The sequence below is a fragment of the Psychrobacter sp. CX16 genome, from assembly GCF_057396245.1.
On record NZ_JBXYJF010000006.1, the window covers coordinates 15,334 to 37,650 of the forward strand.

General features: G+C 42.1%; 12 protein-coding genes and 1 tRNA gene. 7 read left to right on the forward strand and 6 right to left on the reverse strand.

All coding sequences use genetic code 11. The features are described from left to right. Positions 1–26 precede the first annotated feature (26 nt). The gene (locus tag AC2SLM_RS03570) at positions 27–317 is read left to right on the forward strand and encodes a hypothetical protein (RefSeq protein ID WP_486552045.1); all 291 of its coding nucleotides are present in this window, start codon (positions 27–29) and stop codon (positions 315–317) included. Between the two features lie 163 nt (positions 318–480). Here the strand turns inward: AC2SLM_RS03570 and AC2SLM_RS03575 are convergent. After that, a tRNA-Arg gene (locus AC2SLM_RS03575) sits at positions 481–556 on the reverse strand. Positions 557–780: 224 nt separating this feature from the next. On the opposite strand from AC2SLM_RS03575, the gene ppiC reads away from it, so the two are divergent. After that, the gene (ppiC, locus tag AC2SLM_RS03580; RefSeq protein WP_486552046.1) at positions 781–1,059 is read left to right on the forward strand and encodes a peptidylprolyl isomerase PpiC; all 279 of its coding nucleotides are present in this window, start codon (positions 781–783) and stop codon (positions 1,057–1,059) included. Between the two features lie 118 nt (positions 1,060–1,177). Beyond that, a complete protein-coding gene (gene truC / locus AC2SLM_RS03585) occupies positions 1,178–1,975 on the forward strand; it encodes a tRNA pseudouridine(65) synthase TruC (protein ID WP_486552047.1) in 798 nt (265 codons plus the stop codon). 20 nt (positions 1,976–1,995) lie between these two features. Here truC and AC2SLM_RS03590 read toward each other — a convergent pair whose 3' ends face one another. Further along, positions 1,996–2,757 (reverse strand): hypothetical protein, encoded by a 762-nt coding sequence (locus AC2SLM_RS03590; RefSeq protein WP_486552048.1) that lies wholly within the window; start codon positions 2,755–2,757, stop codon positions 1,996–1,998. A gap of 282 nt (positions 2,758–3,039) precedes the next feature. On the opposite strand from AC2SLM_RS03590, the gene AC2SLM_RS03595 reads away from it, so the two are divergent. From AC2SLM_RS03595 to recD, 3 genes are all read left to right on the forward strand, one after another. Beyond that, a complete protein-coding gene (locus AC2SLM_RS03595; protein WP_486552050.1) occupies positions 3,040–7,548 on the forward strand; it encodes an exodeoxyribonuclease V subunit gamma in 4,509 nt (1,502 codons plus the stop codon). 76 nt (positions 7,549–7,624) lie between these two features. After that, positions 7,625–12,058, forward strand: a complete 4,434-nt coding sequence (locus tag AC2SLM_RS03600) for a UvrD-helicase domain-containing protein (RefSeq protein WP_486552051.1) — start codon at positions 7,625–7,627, stop codon at positions 12,056–12,058. Positions 12,059–12,126: 68 nt separating this feature from the next. Further along, complete coding sequence (gene recD / locus AC2SLM_RS03605; RefSeq protein WP_486552052.1) at positions 12,127–14,484, forward strand: exodeoxyribonuclease V subunit alpha; 2,358 nt, start codon at positions 12,127–12,129, stop codon at positions 14,482–14,484. Positions 14,485–14,566: 82 nt separating this feature from the next. On the opposite strand, the gene AC2SLM_RS03610 is transcribed toward recD, so the two are convergent. Together AC2SLM_RS03610 and AC2SLM_RS03615 are read right to left on the reverse strand one after the other, a co-directional pair. Continuing rightward, a complete protein-coding gene (locus AC2SLM_RS03610) occupies positions 14,567–15,136 on the reverse strand; it encodes a hypoxanthine-guanine phosphoribosyltransferase (protein ID WP_486541045.1) in 570 nt (189 codons plus the stop codon). Between the two features lie 86 nt (positions 15,137–15,222). Beyond that, positions 15,223–15,888: a hypothetical protein gene (locus AC2SLM_RS03615; RefSeq protein WP_486541047.1), complete on the reverse strand. Its 666-nt coding sequence runs from the start codon at positions 15,886–15,888 to the stop codon at positions 15,223–15,225. Between the two features lie 585 nt (positions 15,889–16,473). Between AC2SLM_RS03615 and AC2SLM_RS03620 the strand changes: the two genes are divergently transcribed. Further along, positions 16,474–18,141, forward strand: coding sequence for a carbon starvation CstA family protein (locus AC2SLM_RS03620; protein WP_486552054.1), 1,668 nt, complete (start codon positions 16,474–16,476; stop codon positions 18,139–18,141). A gap of 129 nt (positions 18,142–18,270) precedes the next feature. On the opposite strand, the gene AC2SLM_RS03625 is transcribed toward AC2SLM_RS03620, so the two are convergent. Continuing rightward, entirely contained in the window at positions 18,271–19,533 is a 1,263-nt protein-coding gene (locus tag AC2SLM_RS03625; protein WP_486552056.1) for a CaiB/BaiF CoA transferase family protein, read from the reverse strand. 147 nt (positions 19,534–19,680) lie between these two features. After that, on the reverse strand, positions 19,681–22,260 hold the full coding sequence (locus tag AC2SLM_RS03630; RefSeq protein WP_486552057.1) for a DUF3141 domain-containing protein: 2,580 nt from the start codon (positions 22,258–22,260) through the stop codon (positions 19,681–19,683). Positions 22,261–22,317 lie beyond the last annotated feature (57 nt).

Sequence of the window (22,317 nt, forward strand, 5' to 3'; positions counted from 1 at the left end):
AAACAAAACAACCAAACGGACGAACCATGACGGATATCACGCGGGAATCAACCTTTCAAAATGACATCATCAATAAGATGGTGGCCAATGGCTGGGTACAAGGCACGAACTCAGGCTATCATCGTGAAACCGCCTTGTATGAGCGTGATGCACTTGATTACGTACAACGCACTCAAGCGGATGAATGGGACAAGTTTTGTCGATTATTTCCACAAAACCCAGAGTGTGAGTTTATCAACCAACTGGTTAAGCAGTTAGGTAAAGCCAGTGAGCAGACCATTGATAGAGCCTCACGCACTTACGGTACAGCTCTTTAGCGGGTAACACTGCATCAGCTTATTTTAATATCGATACTATTTGAGTCTCAGTCATTCGTTTGCTCATATCAAAACTCCTTATGGGTGTTTTATAAGAAATTCTACGTTTGAGCTGTGTTATTTTAGGGGATAGTTACACGAGGTTATTCCAAAGCACATTGATTGGTGCGCCCACAGGGACTCGAACCCCGATCGATCGCTTAGGAGGCGACTGCTCTGTCCTGTTGAGCTATAAGCGCATAGATTGAAATGGAGATAGAAAGGAGAATTATTTTATCATAATTAATCAGGTGTTTGCCCCTCTTTTATAGGCGTATTTTCTATGACAATATCAAGCTATGAGCATAACAAGAATCTATCCGTGAGGCTAATAGCCATACTCACTAATGCTATAAGTTTCTAACGCTATAAGTGACTAGTGCTATAATACCGCCATAATCGATATTTATGAAGGGTTTACATCATGGCACGTACCGCTAGCGCATTACATATTTTAGTAAAAGACAAAGAACTGGCTGAAGAGATTATTACCAAGCTGAAAAAAGGTGCACATTTTGATGTGCTAGCCAAGAAGCACTCTACATGCCCATCCGGTAAAAAGGGCGGCGATTTAGGTGAATTTAGAAAAGGCCAAATGGTGCCAGCATTTGATAAAGTCTGCTTTAATGGCGAGCTTTTAACTCCGCATTTAGTAAAAACCAAGTTTGGTTGGCATGTGGTTAAGGTACTTTACAGAAACTAAGCGCTAGAGCCAAAGCCAAAGGCTTGATGGTAAAGGCTATGTATTTAAGACAGTAAAGATAAGGATAGGTTTCAAAGCAAATCTATCTAAAATTGAAGCAATGAAAAAATGGATAAAGATGGATATTGAAAGCGGCACTGATAGTCAAACAGATACACAAATAGATAACCCGATAGAGATTGTCTATGAAGATGAGCATCTAGTAGCCATCAATAAAGAAGCGGGTCTATTGGTGCATCGCAGTTGGCTTGATAAAGGGGAGACGCGCTTTGCCATGCAGCTTACCCGTGATGCTGTAGGTTGTCATGTATTTCCGGTACACAGATTAGATAGACCAACCTCGGGCGTATTATTATTCGCTAAGAGCTCTGCTGTGGCTCGCAGTATCACCGAAGCCTTCACTGAACGCAGAGTTGCTAAGCAGTATTTGGCTGTGGTGCGCGGCTTTATGCCAGAAAAAGGCACCGTTGATTATGCGTTAAGCTTTAAGCCGGATGCCATCGCTGATAAATTTGCTGATTTAGACAAACCTGCTCAACAAGCAGTGACTCATTGGCAGAGCTTAGCCCAAATTGAGCTGCCATTTGCCGTATCAAAAAAGCACAATACCAGCCGTTATAGTCTAATACGCTTAATGCCTGAAACTGGGCGAAAACATCAGCTGCGTCGTCACATGAGACATCTGTTTCACCCGATAGTAGGAGATACCAGCTACGGCGATGGACGCCACAATAAATTTTTCCGTACTCAATATGATTGCACGCGCATGATGTTACACGCTCAGACTTTAGCACTTGATCATCCCGTCACCGGTGAGCCGTTATTATTAAAAGCGGGATTCGATGATCAATGGAACCGCATCTTGGAAGCGTTTGATTGGGTAGATAACGCTAAGCTTAACGCCGTAATCTTTTAGTAGTTCGCTGACTATAATAGTTACTCAAAAATCCCTTTTATCGACACACCCTTAACATCAGAGTCAGCGTTTTTGTTAAACAGTTCATCTACGGTATTGTCATCGTTCTCTATACTGTCAAGCATAGATGCGCCATCAAGCTTGGATGACTGTAGCCGTTTTTGTACACTGCTGGCTAGCAAAAAGCGCTTAAATAAATCCGTCGCTGAATTGTTCCCCGCTACTGGTTCATTGTCCGCTACAGGGCTCGAGACATGACTGTCTGAATCCAAGATATACCCCTGAATCTTAATAGGATTTGTTTGCTCAGCGTTTGCCGTTTGGGTCTTTAATGATGCAAAGTCAAAAGGTATCTCATCTACCTGAGTCTCTAGCGTGTCATTAGAACGATTAGACTGACGATGATATAAACCCTCAATCGCATCGGCATCACTAATCACAACGTGTACCGGCGAGTGACTACGCACATAATCTGGTAGCTCATCTGCGCCCACATAGCTCACATGGGTGGTGATATGCGGATAATACTCATTGAATTTGTTGATAATGGAATCCAAAGATGGCTCAAGGTTTGCACGGACAACAATGTGAATGGTTTGATTGGATTGGGTAGATCCTGCATTCTCACTGACCGAAATATTATCACTGTCTGTGAATGGCAGTGGATGCGATATATTCTGATTTTGATACCATAAAATGCTAAATAGCACTGCAATGATCAGCACGATTAATCCAACGACCAATAGCAGGTAAAAAGACAAAGGTTTGTGTAAGCGTTTCATAAAGCAAGGCTCAGTAGGTCGGTATGGATGAGATAGAATGGTCATTTTAGGCGAATAAGCTACAGCTTATCGCACAATGGCGTTAGGTGAAAGTTTTGTTACTTGAGTAAACATAGTAAAGCGGTCTTATATTGACTTTATCAGTCGCTGAAATGGTTCTGATGGCAATACTTACGACAGTTGCTGACGTTTAAAATCAATCAAGGGTTTTCTTAAGCAAATAATCAGTTATGCTTATACCCACAGCTCCTTATAAAACATCTAAAAAAAGAAAAACCCTCTATGTTCAAGATTATCCAATCGCATCGCACCGAAAACTTAGTCGATGAACTGCTGGTCGAATATCAATCTGTGCAGCAGTCTATTTTTGATCCCTTTGTGGTTATTGTGCCGTCAATGGTTTTGGGCGATTGGCTCGATAAAACCATTGCTAGCCGTGCTGGTATCAGCACCCTTGTGATGACTAAGTTTTGGGGTCAATATCAGTGGACGCTGATGCAAGATGTGTTAAGTCGCCACAATGCTTATCTACTGCAAAATAACCCTGATGAGACTGTGCTCAATGTGCCTGAAGTAGCGGTGCTGTCACCGACTGTGATGCAGTGGCGTCTGTTTGGTTATCTCACTTATTATCAGCAAACTATTATCGAGGATGATAAGCATCCCGTGTATCCGCTGCTGTCGTCATTAATTGATGAGCCACAAGAAGGCGTTGAGCCGGATAAGGCGCAGCAAGATGCAAGGATTTGGCAGCTGGCAAGTGATTTGGCACGAGTGTTTAACCGTTATTTGACCCACCGTGAGGATTGGTTAAGTCTGTGGTCGGATAATAAGCCACTTGATGTGGACACATTGATTGCAGAAAAAGATGCCTTAGCTTTGCGCTTTGATAAATATGCACGCGGCACCCCAGAATGGTTGGTTGATCATTATGTTGAGTTGGAAGCAGCTCAGCGTTATCTGTGGTCGCACCTGTTCGCTGATGTGCATCAGTATCGTGCTGAATTAGAAAAGAGCTTTTGGGAAGCTTTAGAGAGCGATAAGGCTGGCGAGCGCGAACAGTTACCCAAAGTACTGCGTATTTTTACCATTCAGCAGCTGCCACAGACTGAGCTTTATTTTTTGCAGCGTCTATCTCTTTACATGGATATCACGTTACTGCACTACAACCCTTCTAAGCTGTTTTGGGCGGACATCGTCGATAAGTCGTGGTTACAGCGTCAGCAGATTATTAACCCTGAAAGCGTGTTTTTACGTGACTATGGGCATAGTCTGTTATCGCGTCTGGGCAAGCAGTCCCGAGACACCTTTGCCATGCTCGCTAATTTGTCCGGTAATGAGCTGTATAAAGATGCGGTTGTGGATTGGCAGGATAATTTTGACGTTGAGTTGTCTGAGGATTTTATCAATGACTTTGAGCAAGATTCAGCTTCTCAAACCCAAAACAGCACCAGTTTATTAAGACGCTTGCAAAATGATGTGTTGATGCTTGATGAACGCTCAACGCAGCAAGCGACTGCAGTTAAAGTGTCACAAGCCATTAGTGATCACATTGAACTAAGTTCTGATGATAACGCTGATACAGAAACGAGCACTCATGATAATGATAAGAATCTAGACACGGCTGCTTGGTATGAAGATGAGGTACTTGAGAATAAACGCTTTGAAAAAGAGCGCCTGTGGTCAATGTCGTCTCAAGATAATAGCCTAAGCATTCATTCGTGCCACAGTCTGCAGCGTCAACTTGAGGTGCTGCGCATTATGATTGGGCGCTGGTTGAATGAGCCATTACCGCCTGGTGCAAAAAAGCGTCACATTTCAGATATCGTGGTGCTACTACCCGATGTAGAGCGTCATTATGCGTTAATTAGCTCAATCTTTGTTAATGGTAAAGGTCAAGATGGCCTGACTCTACCAGCAAAGGTAACGGGTGTGGTTGATGCCTCCATTCGTCAATTATGGGAGGCGATTATTGGGTTCTATAAGCTACTTGGTAGTGACAGCGCCCGCTTTGAAGCTGCTGAAGTATTAGACTGGTTAATGCTGCCGCCACTATACGAAAGCTTTGGTTTGACCCATGATCAGATGAGCCGTGGCTGTGATTTATTGGTTGAGGCGGGCTTTATTCGTGGTTTTGACGAGTGGCATCTGAAGCAGACGTTAGATGGTAATGACTTTGATTACCGCTTTAGCTTTGCCCAAGCGTTAGACAGATTAACCTTGGGGCTAATTATGCCCGAAGCGCAAATGAGCGACTGCCTGTATCCGCTTGAGACGCAGCAATGGCCAAGTACGGCGATTGCTGAGATGAGCTTGCCATTGTCTGAGGTAAGTCTTAATGATGCGCCTATTATTGAAGCGCTGTGCCGCATTTATAGTGGCCTGCTTGCCCGCCGTGATGACCACAAACAAAAGTTAAAAGCTGAGGATTGGCTCGATCAAATTGAGCGCCAAGTGATTCATCGTTATTTTGGTGATGTGGACCAGACCCGCAGTATGCGCGCCATTTATAACGCCATGAACGGCTTTAAGTCGAGCCTGCGCGCCAACCGTCATTATAGACAATATGCCAGTAGTGATAACTCCGATAACCGAGAAGTTGAGCAAAGGCTGGCGAGAGTTGAGCAATTACCGCTAAAGCTAAGCTTTATGCTCGATAGTATTGAGGCGGAGCTTGAAAGTCAGCAAGTGAGTGCTGAGCCAACTGGCGTGATTACCTTCGGCCGCTTCGGGGCGTTGAGAAATGTGCCGTTTGATTTGGTGGTCATGCTCAATATGAACCTCTCTGAGTTCCCAGCGCGTGACCGTGATAATCGTTATGATTTGATGAAAGCGACTATTTCACGCCGCGGTGACCGAGTGAGTGAGGACGATGACAATGGGGCGTTCTTGGATGCCTTATTGTGCGCGCGCAGTGCTTGCTGGATATTTTATAACGGTCAAAGCCTGACCGATACCCACGAGCACTTGCCGGCCAACCCAGTCAGCGAGCTATTGCAATTCTTGCAAGGGGAGGTGCAATGGCAGGTCAATTCGCTCGATAGTCTACCAGAATTGGTAGACCCAACCACCGAAAGTCTAAAACGTCATCTGCCTAAGCTGGTCAAACAGTGGCTGGTTACCGAGCATCCAGCATTGCCTTTTGATAAGCGTTTGTTTGAGCAAGCGATAGAAGATAGTGAGTCTGAGACGAGTTTAAAAGAGCATGAACCCTTACGAGAAAATAGCCTAAGCAATAAAAATAAAGACTCAAATCAGCAGGCAGCATCGACTGACTTAAACGACTCGAATAAAGAGCCTTCTGATTTTGATGCTTTAGAGGGTATATTAGATAAAGCAATGCAAAAAACCAAACTGGCTCAGCAGCGTCAGTTCCCGCCAGCACCTTTGTGGCAGGCAGTGTTTCACACTCTAAAATCTAGAGACTCTAGCGAACTTCCGCAGTTGGTCAAATTACCGAATCAAGCCCATTATCAGGCAATCGCTCAGCTATTAGGCAGTGGGTTAGGTCAATTAGGAGATATCAACTCTCAAAACTTGGCCGCTCTGAATGACTTATTAGCGATTGATGCCAAACTAGATCCTAATGAACAAAATAAAGCCTTGGCTCAAGCCTTATTTGATATTGGTGAGATTGATGTTGAAGGGGTGTTGGCTTATCAAGTGCGTCACCCAGCCAAAGCCTTTTTGCGCACACAACAGGTGCATATCGTACAGGGTGAGGAGGCAATGGCGAACCAAGAGCCGCTGTTTTTGGATAACTTGACCACCTATCAGATTAAAGACTATTTAATTCATGAATTAGCCAATGCTTCAGTCGCTAATCAGTCAGATAGCTTAGATGATTCGGATAATTTGGAGAAGCAGGTAGATACGAAATCTCAAGACAGGCCAATTTTACTGTATCAAAAAATAATGCCTGCGGGGGTAGCCCGCCATACTACCTTGCCCAATCAACAGCAAAAGCTACAACAACAGTGTAAGGCTTTTAAAGAACAATTGATTGTTAATGGTGTTGATATTGAAGAATCGAACACAGAGCTGCCAATTATTACGCCCATTATCGAGCATCCCGTACAGATTGAACTGGCAAGTGTGTTTAATCAAAAAGGGGAGACTACACTGTTATCCTTTTTGCCGAAAACGATTAAGATTAAAGGTGTGGTACCGATACAGGTTGATGAAGATGGCGCATATCTAAAGGCAGGCGTGTCGTATGCCAAGCAGTCGCCTAAGCATTGGTTTAATATCTTACCTAACTCCGCTAGCCCCAGACATTTGCTTAAGTTTTGGTTATCCCATCTGAATTGGCAGGTGGCCAGACACACCACAGATGAGCAGGTGGCGTTAAATGACGGCATGAGTGTTTGGCGTTTTAATAAGTCAGGCACTAAAGTTAAAAAGCTTGAAAAAGCGACTGCCTATAAGCTAAGTCCCGTTGTTTATGAAGATGCTGTGATTGAGCTGATTAAATGGGCCGTTTTCGCCAAGCTATCGGGTCAAGTACCGCTTACCTTATTGCCAGAGTATGCATTTGGTTATTTGGACAATTGCCTAAAAGCTCAAGAAGAAGAGAGTGCTGATTATTGGCCAAAACGAGGTGATTTCTCAGAGTGGCTATTCCCAAATTATACGTCAGATACGATATATGATACTTGCTCGCAACATGCCATTTGGCAATATATTCTACGTGATCAAGATGCGTTTAAGGCATTAACGGCTTCTTTAACAGCCTTGGCTCAGCCTTTGTATGAGCCTTTATTTGCTGCGCTTGATGGATTAGAAGGCTGATTTTGCTAAAGCTAATCTCTTGATAATTTGATCAGCCCCTTTGGCTTTATAGATAATAATAAAAGCATATCCCCTTATGACAGACATGACCGATACCAATAAATTATACCCATCTTATCCATACTCACAGCAAGATGAGGATGTATCCGTTACGACAGATGCGTCTACTCAAGCACATCAGGGGGACAATAAAGAGGTGGTACCTGCAGTCGATGTCGCTTTAAGTGGCCGCCACCTTATTGAGGCCTCAGCAGGGACGGGTAAAACGTGGACGTTAACCGGTATTGTACTGCGCTTGCTTATAGAAGCGCGGCGTGCACCTGAACAAATCATTGCTACCACTTTTACTCGCGCGGCAGCGGCAGAAATGCGTCAGCGTATTCATGATCGTTTGGTGAATTTCTATCAATTATTGCAATGGGTCAATAACCTAAGTGCAGATCTAGCTAATAAAGAAAATTTATACCCAGCTATCTTGCAAGTCACCCCTGAGGGCAGTAAGGACAATCAGACAGAGGAAGATGCAAAAAAGGTTAGTCTCGGGGCCGATGAGTTAAATCAAGACATAGAGCATGACAAACAGCAAGAGGCAGAGCAAAAAGCCACTGCCAAGGAAGCTCGTGACAGTTGGTTAATAGAACAGGCTAAGTTTGCCGGTCTAGATGATGTCATGAAGGACCCAATTAACTTACACTTGGTGGGTTATTTGCTAGATCATGTATACAGTTATCCGATGACAGATGCCATTCGCCGCACCGCATTGGTGTTAACCACGCTTGATAAACTGTTTGTGGGCACACTTGATAGCTTGGCGCAAAAATGGTTGGCAGAATACAGTAGTGAGACCGGTCATCAGCAAGGTATGGCGATAATTGAGGATAGTCATATTGAGCAGGTGACCGATAGTATTATTCATGATGAGTTGCGTCAGTTTCAAAGCCGTTTGTATCATGAGCAGCCGAAACTGTATGCCCTAATGGAGCAGCAAGGTAAACTGACGGCAGTTGGCGATCATAAGTCGTATGTGAATCGCTCGCTTAACTTTATTTCTGCGCCTATTGATGAGGTATCGCTGAATGAAGCTTTTGACTTTGCTGGATTTGAGGAGCTAATAGAAGCGTTTTCTCAGCTGGACTTGAGCGATATTAAGCCGTATTTAAATCCTGATTATAGAAAGTCACAAGGGTTTAATGGTCGATCTAGTTTACACACTCGATTTGAGTATATTAATGAGATTCATGAGGTAATCTCCGAAAGAGGTTTGAATTTTGAAAGCCACTTAAGTGCAGATGCTAAGAAGCTGCTAGGGTCATTAAGAGACGCTCAGTTTCCTAATGAAGACGGAAAAATAAAGAACTTTAATAAGAACAAAGAAAAGCAGCACCAAACTTTTTTTGAGCTAGAGACCATCAGCCAATTAATGGTAATTATGGATCAGATGGATGGTCTAAATCAGCATGTTTTATTATTACTGGCCAATCTAAACCGTCATATCGTATTGGCAGTGCGCGAGAGATTACCGGTAATTTTAGAAGAGCGCGGTGAGACTACTTTTAGTTTGCAAATGGTACGTCTTAACCAGGCATTAACTGGTCGTCAGGGAGAGAAGCTGGCACGTTATATTCGTCACCACTATCCGGTTGCACTTATTGATGAATCACAAGATATAAATGGCGAGCAAGCCATTATGATTGAAAGAATTTATTTACCAAAAAATAAGCGTCAGCAAGGAGGCAATGAAGTTAAGCAGTCAACTAGTAATAAGTCTAATCAAGAGTTTTTATTATTAGTTGGGGATCCGAAACAGGCGATTTATGGATTCCGTGGAGGCGATGTGGCCAACTACAACTACATGAAGTCTCAATTTGATAAAAGTAGCCTGTGGACGTTAGATACTAATCGCCGTTCCAATGAAGGGGTTATTGAGGCATTAAACTGCTGGTTTGGCAGGCCGACACCGGCAACGGGTGACAATAAATTTGCTGAATTAGGTAGTCAAATTTACTATCAACACATTACTGCCGACAAGTTAGAGAAGCAACTGTCTTGGTTTAATGAATTAAAAAGCAATCACGCCTCTGCACAAGACGATCCATCAGTAGTTAAGCCTGATATAGTCACCGACGTGCTCTCTACAAAACCTGTGAGCTTACTGCATCTGCCTTATGATAATGATCTTGAATACGATGAACATGAAGTCACGGCCCGTCATATTGCCGCTTTATTAAACAGTGGTCAGACCCTAAAAGGAAAGCCTATTCAGCCTAGCGACATCGGGGTGCTGGCACGTGCTAAAAAAGATTTAAAACAGGTAGAAAATGAACTGGTTAAATTAAATGTGCCTACTTTGACTACCAGTGATGTCAGTATTTTTGAGACTATCATGGCCGAAGACGTAGCAGCTTTGCTTAGCGCCATGCTCTATCCATACCGTCATGACATGATCAATCGGGTGCTGACCAGCCATCTGTATGGCCTGAGCATTAAAGAAGTCAAAGCCATGATGACTGATCATGAGTCAGGCATTACACAAAGCGATGAGATGCCTGTTAAAGGGATTGTCAGCAGTAACGATAGCTTTGCTGATACTAGCAAAAAAAGCTATCAAGACTTTATCAGCTATCTTAAAGAAGGGGCTCAGCGCTGGCAGAATTTTGGCATCTTATCAGCCATGCATTATTTACTAGATAAAAGCCCAGTACAGCCCCAAGGCGTTTGGCAGGCTTTAGCTGCCCACCCTGAAGGCGATCGATATATCATGGATTTGCGCCATGTGATGGATATCTTGGCGCAATATGGTATTGGTATGGGTGAACATGAGCTGCTGGCATGGTTTAGACAAAACATAGATGCTGCGCCCAACAGTGACTGGGCCAAACAGTATCCACTGCCTACAGAGTCTGGTGTGCAGCTGATGACCATTCATAAATCAAAAGGTTTGGAGTTTCCCATCGTCTATGTGCTAGGTATGGGAAGTGCCAGTCGCAAGTCAGGTAATAAAGAAGACTACGGGTTGTATCTCTATAACGCCCAGCAATCCGCCAATGCTTTGGCACGCCAATCTGGTAATCCGCGCCGTTTTTCACCGGTGAAGGACTCTGCCACCACGCTAGGCTATTACACCGATATTGAGACTCAGGAGGATTTCGAGGAGTTTCGTCGTCTTGGTTATGTGGCTTTTACCCGTGCCAGTGAGCTGCTTTATGTCGTGCTACAAGACCCCAAGGATAAGAAAGGGTTTGATTTAAAGCCAGTATTTTATTGGTTTGACTCAACCGAGCCAAAGTTTGAGCTACCTGATAGGCTTAAAAACACAATTGGTATGGTGCGTGGGCAAAAAGTGCATGAGTTTTATGAAGACAACTATGCTAAAACTAAAACTCAGAACCCACAAGACAGCGTGCGGGCTATCAAAGGTGAGGCTGATATAGAGCCTATTAAATACGACGACTTCTCCGATGTGATGCGGGTCAATTATTTCTATGGTTGGGCCAAGACCAGCTTTACGGCTTTAGCACGTCAATTAGATGAGTCAACACAGGCAATGGCTGTGGTTGATGAGCGTATCGATGATGCTACCTATATTGATATTAGTGAGTCCGATACCGCTATAAGTGCTCAGGCAGACGATCATAATATACCCATTAAAGCGGTAGATGACATTCGTTTTAGCTTTGTGAAAGGCGCTAATGCCGGTACGTTTTTGCATGAGATATTTGAGAAGATACATTTTACTGATCCTGATCAATGGCCTGCGGTGATAGACAGAGCCGTCAGTGGCTACCAGCTGCCTCTGGTATATGCCAGTGTGGCCCATCAAAAGCGAATTTTAGAGGGTAGTAGACAAGGCGCTAATACTAAAAATTACAACATTGATGAGCAAGGGCTTCAGCACCAAGCGTTAATAACATGGATTGATGAGGTGCTGCATACCCCCTTACTTGCATCAGGACAGAAGCTGGTAAATATCTCACCTAAGCAGCGTTTTGCAGAGATGGGCTTTAATATGGGATTATCTGAAACCTTTAAAGCGCAGCAAATTAACAGCTTATTTGAAAAGTATTTGCCTGATCAAGTTGATAAACACATTCGTCTAACCGCCCAAAGCAGCAGTCAATTGTATCGTTATCTGCGCGGTGAAATTGACTTGGTTTATGAGCATGCTGGCAAGTTTTATGTGGTGGATTATAAGAGTAACTTTTTAGGAGATAGCCTAAGCAATTACGATGAAGCTACCTTAAAGTTGGCCATGAGCAAAGCCGGCTACTGGTTGCAAGCGGCGATTTACCAAGTGGCGCTGCACCGCTTTTTATCCATGCGCATTGCTGACTATAAAGGCAATGAGGCCAAGTATCTAGGTCCTGTTGAGTATGTGTTTTTACGAGGGGCTTATAATCCTTCAGCAGAGACTCAAAGTGCTGGCAGTAATACTCGCTATGGACTGGTTACTTGGGATATTCCCATTGAGTTCGTCAAAGCATTGGACGAGCTGTTCGGTAAGCCTCAGTAGTAAGGACAGCTATTGCTCTTAGCCATTACGATTTAAATTTTAACTCCATTTATAGGTCTGATAACTTAATGAAAACCAATAATAATACTGCTAACACTCGTGTTGAAGAGAGCTGGGCGGGCACAATTAGTGACTACATTTTACAGCGCCGAGCTCAGACTTATTCCGCTTATGTTCAGCCAAGCGATACGACTACCTCAGCACAATTGGTAGAGACTGACAGTTATCTGTTTAAAGCCTTATTTATGGTGCTCGCTAAACAATTGGAAGAAGGGCATACCGTTTTAACGCTACGCCAAGAAGAGTGTGAATTAGCCTTACAAGGTAGGGTAGAGGGTAAGGTTGCGACGCTTTACGGTTGGCAGCACGATGTATTACAGAGCTTGGCCGCACCTTTGTTTGATTTGATTGATAGCGCCACAGCTTTGGCAGCTGTGACACAAAATCAAGGTGACAATGAGAGTGAGCTGTTACAGTTCGATAACGGTGACCCTATCTTCAATTTACTGAATATTTTAATCACTCGTGGCACACAGCTGTGGTTGCAGTTAAATCTGTCTAATAGCAGTAAAGCACAGTTGGTTGAACGTTTTAAACTGGTCCAGCAGTTATATGAGTTAATGCAGCTTTATAATAATAAAGTGAAGGTTTCAGGGGAAGCAAATACAGAAAATAGCCTAAGCAAATTTATCCAGCATATCGATAAGCATCCGCTTTTTACCCAACTATTAATACAACAAACAGAAAAAGAAAATAGCCTAAGCAAAAATAATATAATTTCAAAACAAACACCCATCATCTATCAAACCAGTCAAATAAATCAAAAAACCAAAATCACTTTTTGGTTACACCGAACTTGGCAGGCGGAGTTCAACCTTGCTAAAACCATAAAAAACATCCTAAATCAGTCTATTAAGCCATTAGATATTAATATTCCTGATAATCTTAATGTTCAGCAGGTGCAGGCAGTTAAAGTCGCCAATGAAAATGCTTTTAGTATCATCACTGGGGGGCCAGGTACCGGTAAGACTTATACTGTGGCGCAATTGGTTATTGCTTTACAGCAGGCCCAAGCAGACAGTAATGCAAAGCAAGCGTTAGGGGAGGGCGCAGCCATTCGGTTTAGCACAGACAGCGCTGGACTTGCCTTATCGGCACCCACAGGGAAGGCCGCGCAGCGTATGCAAGAGTCACTACAAGAAGCTTTAGATAGTGCGCAAGTGGAAGTACAGCTACAAGAAGCGAAGACCATTCATCGTTTGCTCGGTATTGGTAGAGAGGGTAGACCGCGTTACCATGCTAGTAACCCTTTGGGTGAAGATATCGTTATTGTCGATGAAGCGTCAATGCTTGGGGTGGAGCTTGCTAACTATCTGGTTAGTGCTATTAAGCCAGGCGCTCGCCTGATTTTATTAGGTGATTCCAATCAACTAGCTGCAGTAGATGCTGGGGCGGTGCTCTCTGATTTGTGCCGTATCGATGCGCTACAACCGGTTCATGCCCAACTGACCGAGAGCCGTCGTTTCCATGCGGATTCTGGTATTGGTAAATTGGCTACTGAAATTAATAAAAGTGTTGCAGATATGCATCAAGTGTGGCAATTATTAAACAACGATGAAGCATTAAAGTTTCAAAGCGTGAATATTCAAAGCGGTAATTCTATAGACTCTGGAACAGAGGCAAACAAAAAAGTATCTTCTAATACTCAATTAGAAAATAGCCTAAGCAATAAAGAGATATTATCAAAATTAACCCAAAATTACACCTCATATTTAAAAAAAATTCATTTGCAACTAATAAATCCAATAGCGAAATCTGTGCCAACAAAAGTAAGCAATACAATTTCAGAGCTTATGAACGAGTTTAATAAATTTCGTATATTAACAGCAGGGCACAACGGAGAGTGGGGTGATCACAATATCAATGATTACCTGACTCGGTGGCATATGACGGAATTGAAGCTACCTTTGGGTAAAAGCCCTTGGTTTCATGGTAGACCGGTTATGGTTCTACAGAACAATTACGAACTGGGTCTGTTCAACGGAGATATAGGTATCTGCTTGCAGACTCAGCAGAAAGGTGAGGGCAGTCGTCTCGAAGTATTCTTTGAGAATAAAACCCAAGGCATTGCCGTCAATTTGTTAAATGATGAGCTGATAGCCACTGCTTATGCGATGACCATTCACAAGTCGCAGGGATCCGAGTTTGATCATGTTGCAATTACCTTTGATAACAGCAACAGTCGACTGCTTAGCAAAGAACTGATTTATACCGCGGTAACCCGTGCAAAGCAAAAGGTGAGTATTTACAGCACCAAGCATGCCTTACAAAAGGCTGTCCAGACGCCGACGCAACGTTATACTGGTCTAGCACTACAATTTGATCAGCACAAAGTAAGTTCTTCGTATTCTTCGTATTCTTCGTAATCGCCAAAGTTTAGATATAAAAAAGCACCTAGTGATTAGGTGCTTTTAAATTAAATAAAATCTATTTGGTTAAGAGGTTTATTTAATTCGGGATTTTATCTTCTTTAATAGCATAGATGCCTGGCAGATGACGCAGATAACCATGGAAGTCCATACCACAGCCATAGACGTATCTATCATCAACATCTAAACCAACAAAGTCAACTTCAAAGCCTTTTACTTTGCGATCATGATTTTTATTCAGTAATACACAACAGTCAACTGACGCTGGGTTTTCTTTCTTGAGCTCTTCAACGATGGCCTTTAGAGTGATGCCTTCATCAAAAATATCATCAATCAACAACACATGCTCGCCTTCGATATCTACATCTGGCTTAAATGCCCACATCAAATCATTAGTACCTTGGTTATCACGGTAGCGCGTCGCATGAATATAATGCATACGGTGATAGAAGGTTAGATGGGTCAAAAGTTGACCGGCTGGAATTAATCCGCCATTCATCACGACCATCACGATAGGATTAAGACCGGCGTAATGCAGGTTTAACTGGGCAGCCAAACGCTCATAGGCAGCAGCGACTTCAATACTACTGATTAAGCATTCTGAGTTACGCAGTGTTTTTTCGATTTCTTGGTTGCTGATTTGGCTCATAATAGCGTCACATCTTGATGTAAAAGGCGTTATTTTAGCAGGATTCGCGAATTTGAGCCAATCTCGTTAACAATAACGGCTAAATATTATTTCTTTTCAAAGATAAATGGCTTATAAAAGGCGACCAGACGGTTTAAAGAATCAAGTGGCAATTGTGGGAACAATTTATTGATAGCCATTTCAAGTGCTTTATTAATTCCCGCTTTGGCGACAGGTATTGATTTACGCTTGAACATTCCCAGTGGCAAGGTCTCAGAAAAACGAGTAATAAAGTGATCAATTACTGCATGATTCATGGCCATTAACGCTGCTTGCAATTTTTCTTTATCAACTGAGTCTTCAGTTACTGAATCAAAGCCATCATTAATTGTTTTTGCAGTCGCGTCATCTAGAACGAAGCCAATACGCATCTCACCATTCTTATCTTCATGAACCGTTTCATTTTTTAGATAATCAAAGTTTGGCATGACCTCTTTATTGCTGTCTTTGCCAAGTAAGATATTCAGCATAGTGTCGGTTACGCCCTCAATTTTGTTGACGATGCCTTTCATTTTTGCTTTGCGTTCTTCATCAGGAATTACGCTGATTAGATTAACCAACAAACTATCGATAATTTCATGACCAATCTGGTGTGAGATATCGTTACGTAGTGGATAGTAAGGTTCGTCACTGTTTGACTGAATGGTTTGTTCAGCCTGATCGATCATGTTTGAAAGCTTGTCCGTTGGTTTGAATCCGAAATATTTAGTCATGTTAAATCCTTTTATGACAGTACTGAAAAATAAGGTAGGGTGAGTCGAGCACCGTTGCAAAAAATTAACGGCAATATATTAGTAAGTTTGAATGTGACTAAATGCTCTTATTGAGAATTGATAATAGCATTCAAATAGCACAGCCACTTAATTTTAAGTGACTTTAAGGTTTAATAGCATATATATTCTTATCAGTTTGTTCAAGATGTTTAAAAGACAAAATTTTATTCTGTGCAATAAATAAATACTGTTAAATCAATATCCATGCTTTAGCTATGATTGCACTAGCCAGCAAATAGTATAGATACGATTAATAGAGCAGGTCTAAGATACTATATTTTTCGAGTATCACCCTAATACGGTAATGGTTAAGCCTATTATTATTCTTTATAATGCGTTATTAAGCTTTAACCATTTAGTAAGGATGCTGTTATAAATATTAGGATGTTTAGAGCTTATCTTTCACTTTACCGCAATCCCATTAAATTTTATTAGCTTTTAGATGCGACATCTGTCTTGTAAGTCAAGAAAGATGGGTTGCTGCAATGAGGTTATGACAAATTTAGAATGTCCAAGGAGCGACAGATGAACAGTGCAATTATTTTACTGTTTGGGGTATTAGCTATGCTATGTGGCTATTTATTTTACTCCAGATATTTTGCAAAACATATTTTGAGGCTAGATGATTCTACGCCCACGCCTGCCCATACGATGAAAGATGGGATTGATTATGTACCAACCAATAAGTACGTATTATGGGGGCATCACTTTACCTCAGTAGCAGGCGCAGCACCTATTATTGGCCCTGCAATCGCTGTTATTTGGGGCTGGGTGCCAGCTGTATTATGGGTAGTATTTGGTACTATCTTTATGGCCGGTATTCATGATATGTCTGCGGTTTGGGCCAGTATGCGCAACAAAGGTCAGTCTATTGGCTCAATTGCCGGCTCTGTGATGGGTGGCCGCGTTCGTGCACTTATGATGGTCGTCATCTTCTTACTGCTATTGATGGTAAATGCGGTATTCGGCGTGGTTATCGCTAATATGATGATTAAAACCCCAACCGCTGTGTTGCCAGTATGGGGCGCTTTGGTAGTGGCCTTTATTATCGGGCAATGTATTTACCGCTTTAAGATGAATCTGCCTTTGGTATCTTTACTTGGTGTGATTGCGCTGTATGGCCTTATCTATTTAGGCACCCTGTTCCCGATTGTGATTCCAGAAACCATCATGGGTTTACCTGACAATGCGGTATGGATTTTATTCTTATTCATCTACGCAGCAATCGCCTCGTTGTTACCCGTTTGGATGTTATTGCAGCCTCGTGATTATATTAATGGTTTGCAGTTGTTTGTTGGTTTGATTTTGCTATATGGTGCGATTTTAATTGCAACACCAGACGTTGTAGCGCCTGCAATTAACCATAACTTGCCAGTTAATACGCCATCGATTATACCGCTACTATTCGTAACTGTAGCCTGTGGTGCGATATCTGGTTTCCACGGATTGGTCGCAACCGGTACCACCTCAAAACAGATTGATAAAGAGCAAGATGTGCGCTTTGTTGGTTATTTCGGTGCAGTCGGTGAAGGTCTATTAGCCTTAGGCGCAATATTAGCAGCAACCGCAGGTTTCGCCAGCCTAAGGGACTGGGAAGCCGTCTATCAAAAGTTCGGTGATGGTTCAGTTGGTGCCTTTATCGATGGTGGCGCGGCGATCTTAAATGCTGGTATGGGTATTGAGGTAGTGTTATCGCAAACTATCTTAACGGTAATGGCCGCCTTATTCGCGGGCACTACAATGGATACAGGGGTGCGTCTACAGCGCTATATTTTCCAAGAGTTTGGTGAGGTTTACAACTTGCCAGTGCTTAGAAAAGGTGTGGTAGCGACATTACTTGCCGTGGGTAGCTGTCTATTAATTGCCTTTGGTGCTGGTGGTATTGATGGGTCAGGCGGTATGTTAATCTGGCCACTATTTGGTACAACCAACCAATTAATGGCGGCATTGACACTAATGATTGTCACGGTTATCTTGTTACGTAAAGGTAGAACCGTTTGGTATACCTTAGCGCCATTGTCATTTTTGTTAATCATGGCAATCTTTGCACTGATTCTACAACTGAAGAGCTTCTATACCGATGGTAACTGGTTACTTATCATTCTAGATATTATTATCTTGATTGCCACTGTATTGGTAACTTTTGAGAGCTTCTCTGTATTACGTCGTGAATGGCGCCAACATAGACCTTAGTGCTTACCAGACTAAGACTTACCGATTTAAGACTTACCGATTAAATTTTACAGACTGAACCTTATAGAACTGGAGCTTATAAAACTGAAGATTAAAACGCTGGCTTATGCCAGCGTTTTTTTGATGCTATCAAATAATATTATCTGACTGTAGTGTTTTTATTTCCTCTGTGCTCAGCCCTAAGTCTTGCAAGACGGATAAAGTGTCAACGCCAAGTTTTGGGGGCGGCGTGTGGAATTGTACGGGGGTATCAGATAATTTTATGGGACTACCTAAAACTCGTATAGGACTGTCTTTAAAGCTGACTATCATATTGCGTTCTAAGACTTGCGGCATTGATAAAGCTTCTGCCACGTTATTAATAGGGCCACAGGGTACGCCTGCGCTGTGGAGTAAATCGAGCCACTCATCACGAGTTTTTAGTTTAAATTTATTTGCTAAGATATCTGTTAATTCAACATAATTTTCCACACGTTTCGGGTTGGTCGCGAAACGTTCGTCTTTATGGATATTTAATTCTAATACCTGACAGGTTTTTGCAAACTGGTTATCATTGCCACAGGCAAGAATTAGGCGTTTCCCATCCGCATTTTCAAAAACTTGGTAGGGGCAGATGCTAGGATGAGCATTTCCTACCCTTGAAGGCGTAATACCAGAAGCTAAGTAATTCATCCCGTAATTTGCCAGCATTGAAATGGCACTATCAAGTAGAGAGACATCAACCAATTGACCTTTGCCAGTATGATGTCTTGCCAGCAAAGCAGCTTGAACCCCAATAGTTAGCTCAAGACCTGCAAATAAATCGACAACAGGCACACCGACTTTGTGTGGTTTACCATCGTGATCTCCAGTAAGGCTCATAATTCCTGACAAACCTTGACTAATAAAGTCATAGCCCGGCTTATGAGCATCAGATCCAGTTTGGCCAAAACCAGTCAATGAGGCGTAAATTAGCTTTGGGTTTAATTCTTTGATAGAGTCGTAATCCAAACCGTACTTTTTCAGCCCGCCGACTTTAAAATTTTCTACCAGTACATCACTATCTAATGCCAGTTGTTTAATTAATTTCTGACCTTCTGGTTTAGACATATCAATCGTTATAGACTTTTTGTTACGATTGACGGTTGCATAGTAGGCAGATATCGAATCATGACATTTATTATCATCGTCGAGATTATTATCGTCATTATTATGATTCACACTATAACTATCTATAAAGCTTGGCGGTGTCCATTGACGTGTTTCATCCCCCGTCTTTGGTCTTTCAACCTTAATAACTTCTGCACCTAAATCTGCCAGTATTTGCGTGCACGAGGGGCCTGCCAATACTCGTGACAAGTCTAAAACCTTAATTCCTACTAACGCTTGAGCTTGTTTTGTTTGAGTTTGCATATAGTTCCCATTAGTTATATTTAGATATTAAAAAATATTTAAACTGATAAAAAACCCTAATGTGCATAGATCACTTTAGGGCTTATTGATGTTTAGTTTTAGCGTATAATTTTAGAATATAGTTTCGGTAGGTCAGCTCAAAGTTATCTATTTTACGTCAGCATCTTCTAATTCTAATACCCCTTTAATGCGGTTTAGCATAGCCACGGTTTCAGGATTGAGATATTCTTTTTTGTTGCCAACCACGAAAAGTATTAATTTGTAGGCTTCAATTCGCTTAGATTTCTCTTTAAGCAGAGTTGTTAACGTGGAAATAGAATCCAATTCCGCAAATCTAACAATAAGTGTTTGATCTTGAATTATATCTGCGATATCGGAATGGGATAGGCTTTTGAAAGGTTCCTGTTTAGTGATGACTTCAGTCAAGCGCATTAGTTGGTCACGGTCGATGTTGTTATCAGCAACGATATTTGCCAAAATAAGCATACGGATAACGGCCTCGATGTAGCCACCTTCTTTTATTTTTCTAAGTACTTCCTCAACTTTTGGTAAGTCACGTAGGGCAGCTTTGTCTAAAAGACGACGTGACCCTTCTTTATTGCCATACTCACGTAGCCAAGGCATGGACCAAATACCATAGAATAAATTCTCGGTAATCATTCCATGCAAATCTCCCCAAAAGTCTAATGTGATACTTAGACTATCTATAAATGTTCTTTCAATTTGTAAGAAAAGGTTGTCTTGTTCAATGGGTTCAATTGCTGGAAGTTTGACATAACCATAATCTTGAAAGGAGCTTTGTCTATTTTCACTGTTTTGTTCAGAAATGCCTTTTACTTTATTTTGCTCAGTCTTGACTGAAGGATCTTGCTTTTCGACTTTATCAATATTTGTATTCGTATCGGTAACAGATTTAGTAACCATTTCACTTAAATTACTGGCAGCCATTGCTAAAGGGTTCTTGCTACTCCAAAGACTTCTTTGTATTCTTAATGGATGCATAGATCTTAGAATTTGAGCAGACGTTTCATTACTCATAGCTTGGATGAGAGGGCGTAAGCTTTGCTCGTAAAGTCGGGTTTGAGCTTTTGATGAGCGATGAACTGCTCTAAATATTTTTTCATCAGTGCGACATTCACCTATTGCTTTATTTAAGTCATCAAAGGTGCGACGTACTAAGTCAACGGAAAAGGTTTTATCATGACCTTCCCCTTCAATATTCTCAATTTTCATTTCGTATAGACCAGGTGGTAGCACTTCAATCATATCCATAATTGAGGCAATACCCTTGTGTTCACGTTTGGCAATTTTTGAGCTGACAAATATGCCCAAATGGCCAACTTGATCGTGAATCATGTAGATAATACGTTGACCACAGACTTCAACTTCTTTTTCATCCGTATAAGCATCTAAAATCCATGCTAATGCTTGAGGGGGAGGGGTTATGTCATCACCATGCGAGGCGAATACGATAATCGGAGCTTTTACATTCCGTAAGTCAATATTAACCCCTTTCTCTAACTGACCTGTATTACGAGCAATACGATTACCGATAAAAATATTCTCTACAATCCAGCGTATTTCTGCTTCATTCATCAAGAAGAAGCCGCCCCACCAACGCTCAAAATCTAGAAACCGCTGACGGTTAGCCAATGGGTTTTGGTAGAGGTCGTAGTATTTACCCACATAATTTCTAAAAGGATGCATTTGTTCAAAATTATTAACGAGCCATGCACCGTCGAAAACACCATTGGTCATATCGGCACTCATCATCGCCAACCAAGTGCCCCCATTAACGCCTGCTTTATAGCGCATTGGGTTAACCCCAATTTCACCACTCCATGCAGCAACAGGCGCACCATTCATAACAATAGGACCTGTAATATCTGGGTTGGTTGCGGCTAAAATAAGTGCAGCCCAACCGCCTTGACAGTTTCCTACAACAACAGGAGCTGCTGCATTTGGATGCCTTTTCTCAACCTCACGAACGAACATAGCTTCTGCATAAGTAACGTCGGCAATGGTTTGTGTGGGCTCTGGAAGACGCTTAAAGGCAACAAAGTATACAGGGCGTCCATTTTTAAGAGCGACACCCACTTGGCTTTCAGGCTTGAAGCCGCCAATACCAGCACCATGTCCAGCTCTTGGGTCAATGATAATGTAGGGGCGATTGTTTTCGTCAGTTACAATACCTTCAGGAGGTTTGATTCTAAGCAGCACATAATTACTAGGACGTTCAAGAGTGCTAGCATCCATAACCACTTCATAGTCATAGTCCAAGACCGGAGGGCAGCCAGCGCGCTCGTGCTCTATGAATATATCACCACGATCTTTGAGGACGTCGGCTGTCTGTAGAAGACGCTTGGTACTATCTGTACTATAGCTTAGCCACTCTTGCCAGAGAGTATAGGGTGTATTTATCTTTGCTAAGCTGTCCTTAACATTTTTAGCATCTTTATTCAATGTTTGGACATTTTGTTGAATTTGCTCGTAGCATTGTTCTTGATGACTTGAGGCAGCCTTAAGTAACAACTCAGTGCTTTCTGTTCTATAGCGATTTTCACGAGTGTATTCTTTAAGGACACTGTCAGCCTTATAAAATTGGTTTTTTACCATATCTTGTAGATTAGGTAGCGAACCCGTTTCTGTACGATGGGGATTATTGCGATTTAACCACACTTCTGCTTTATCTGGATTTTCAATATTTTTAGCAATTGTATGTGTCATGATGTGCTCCAGTGGTTTTAGGTAAATGCTTTTAAGTTGATGTTGTTAAGTAAATGT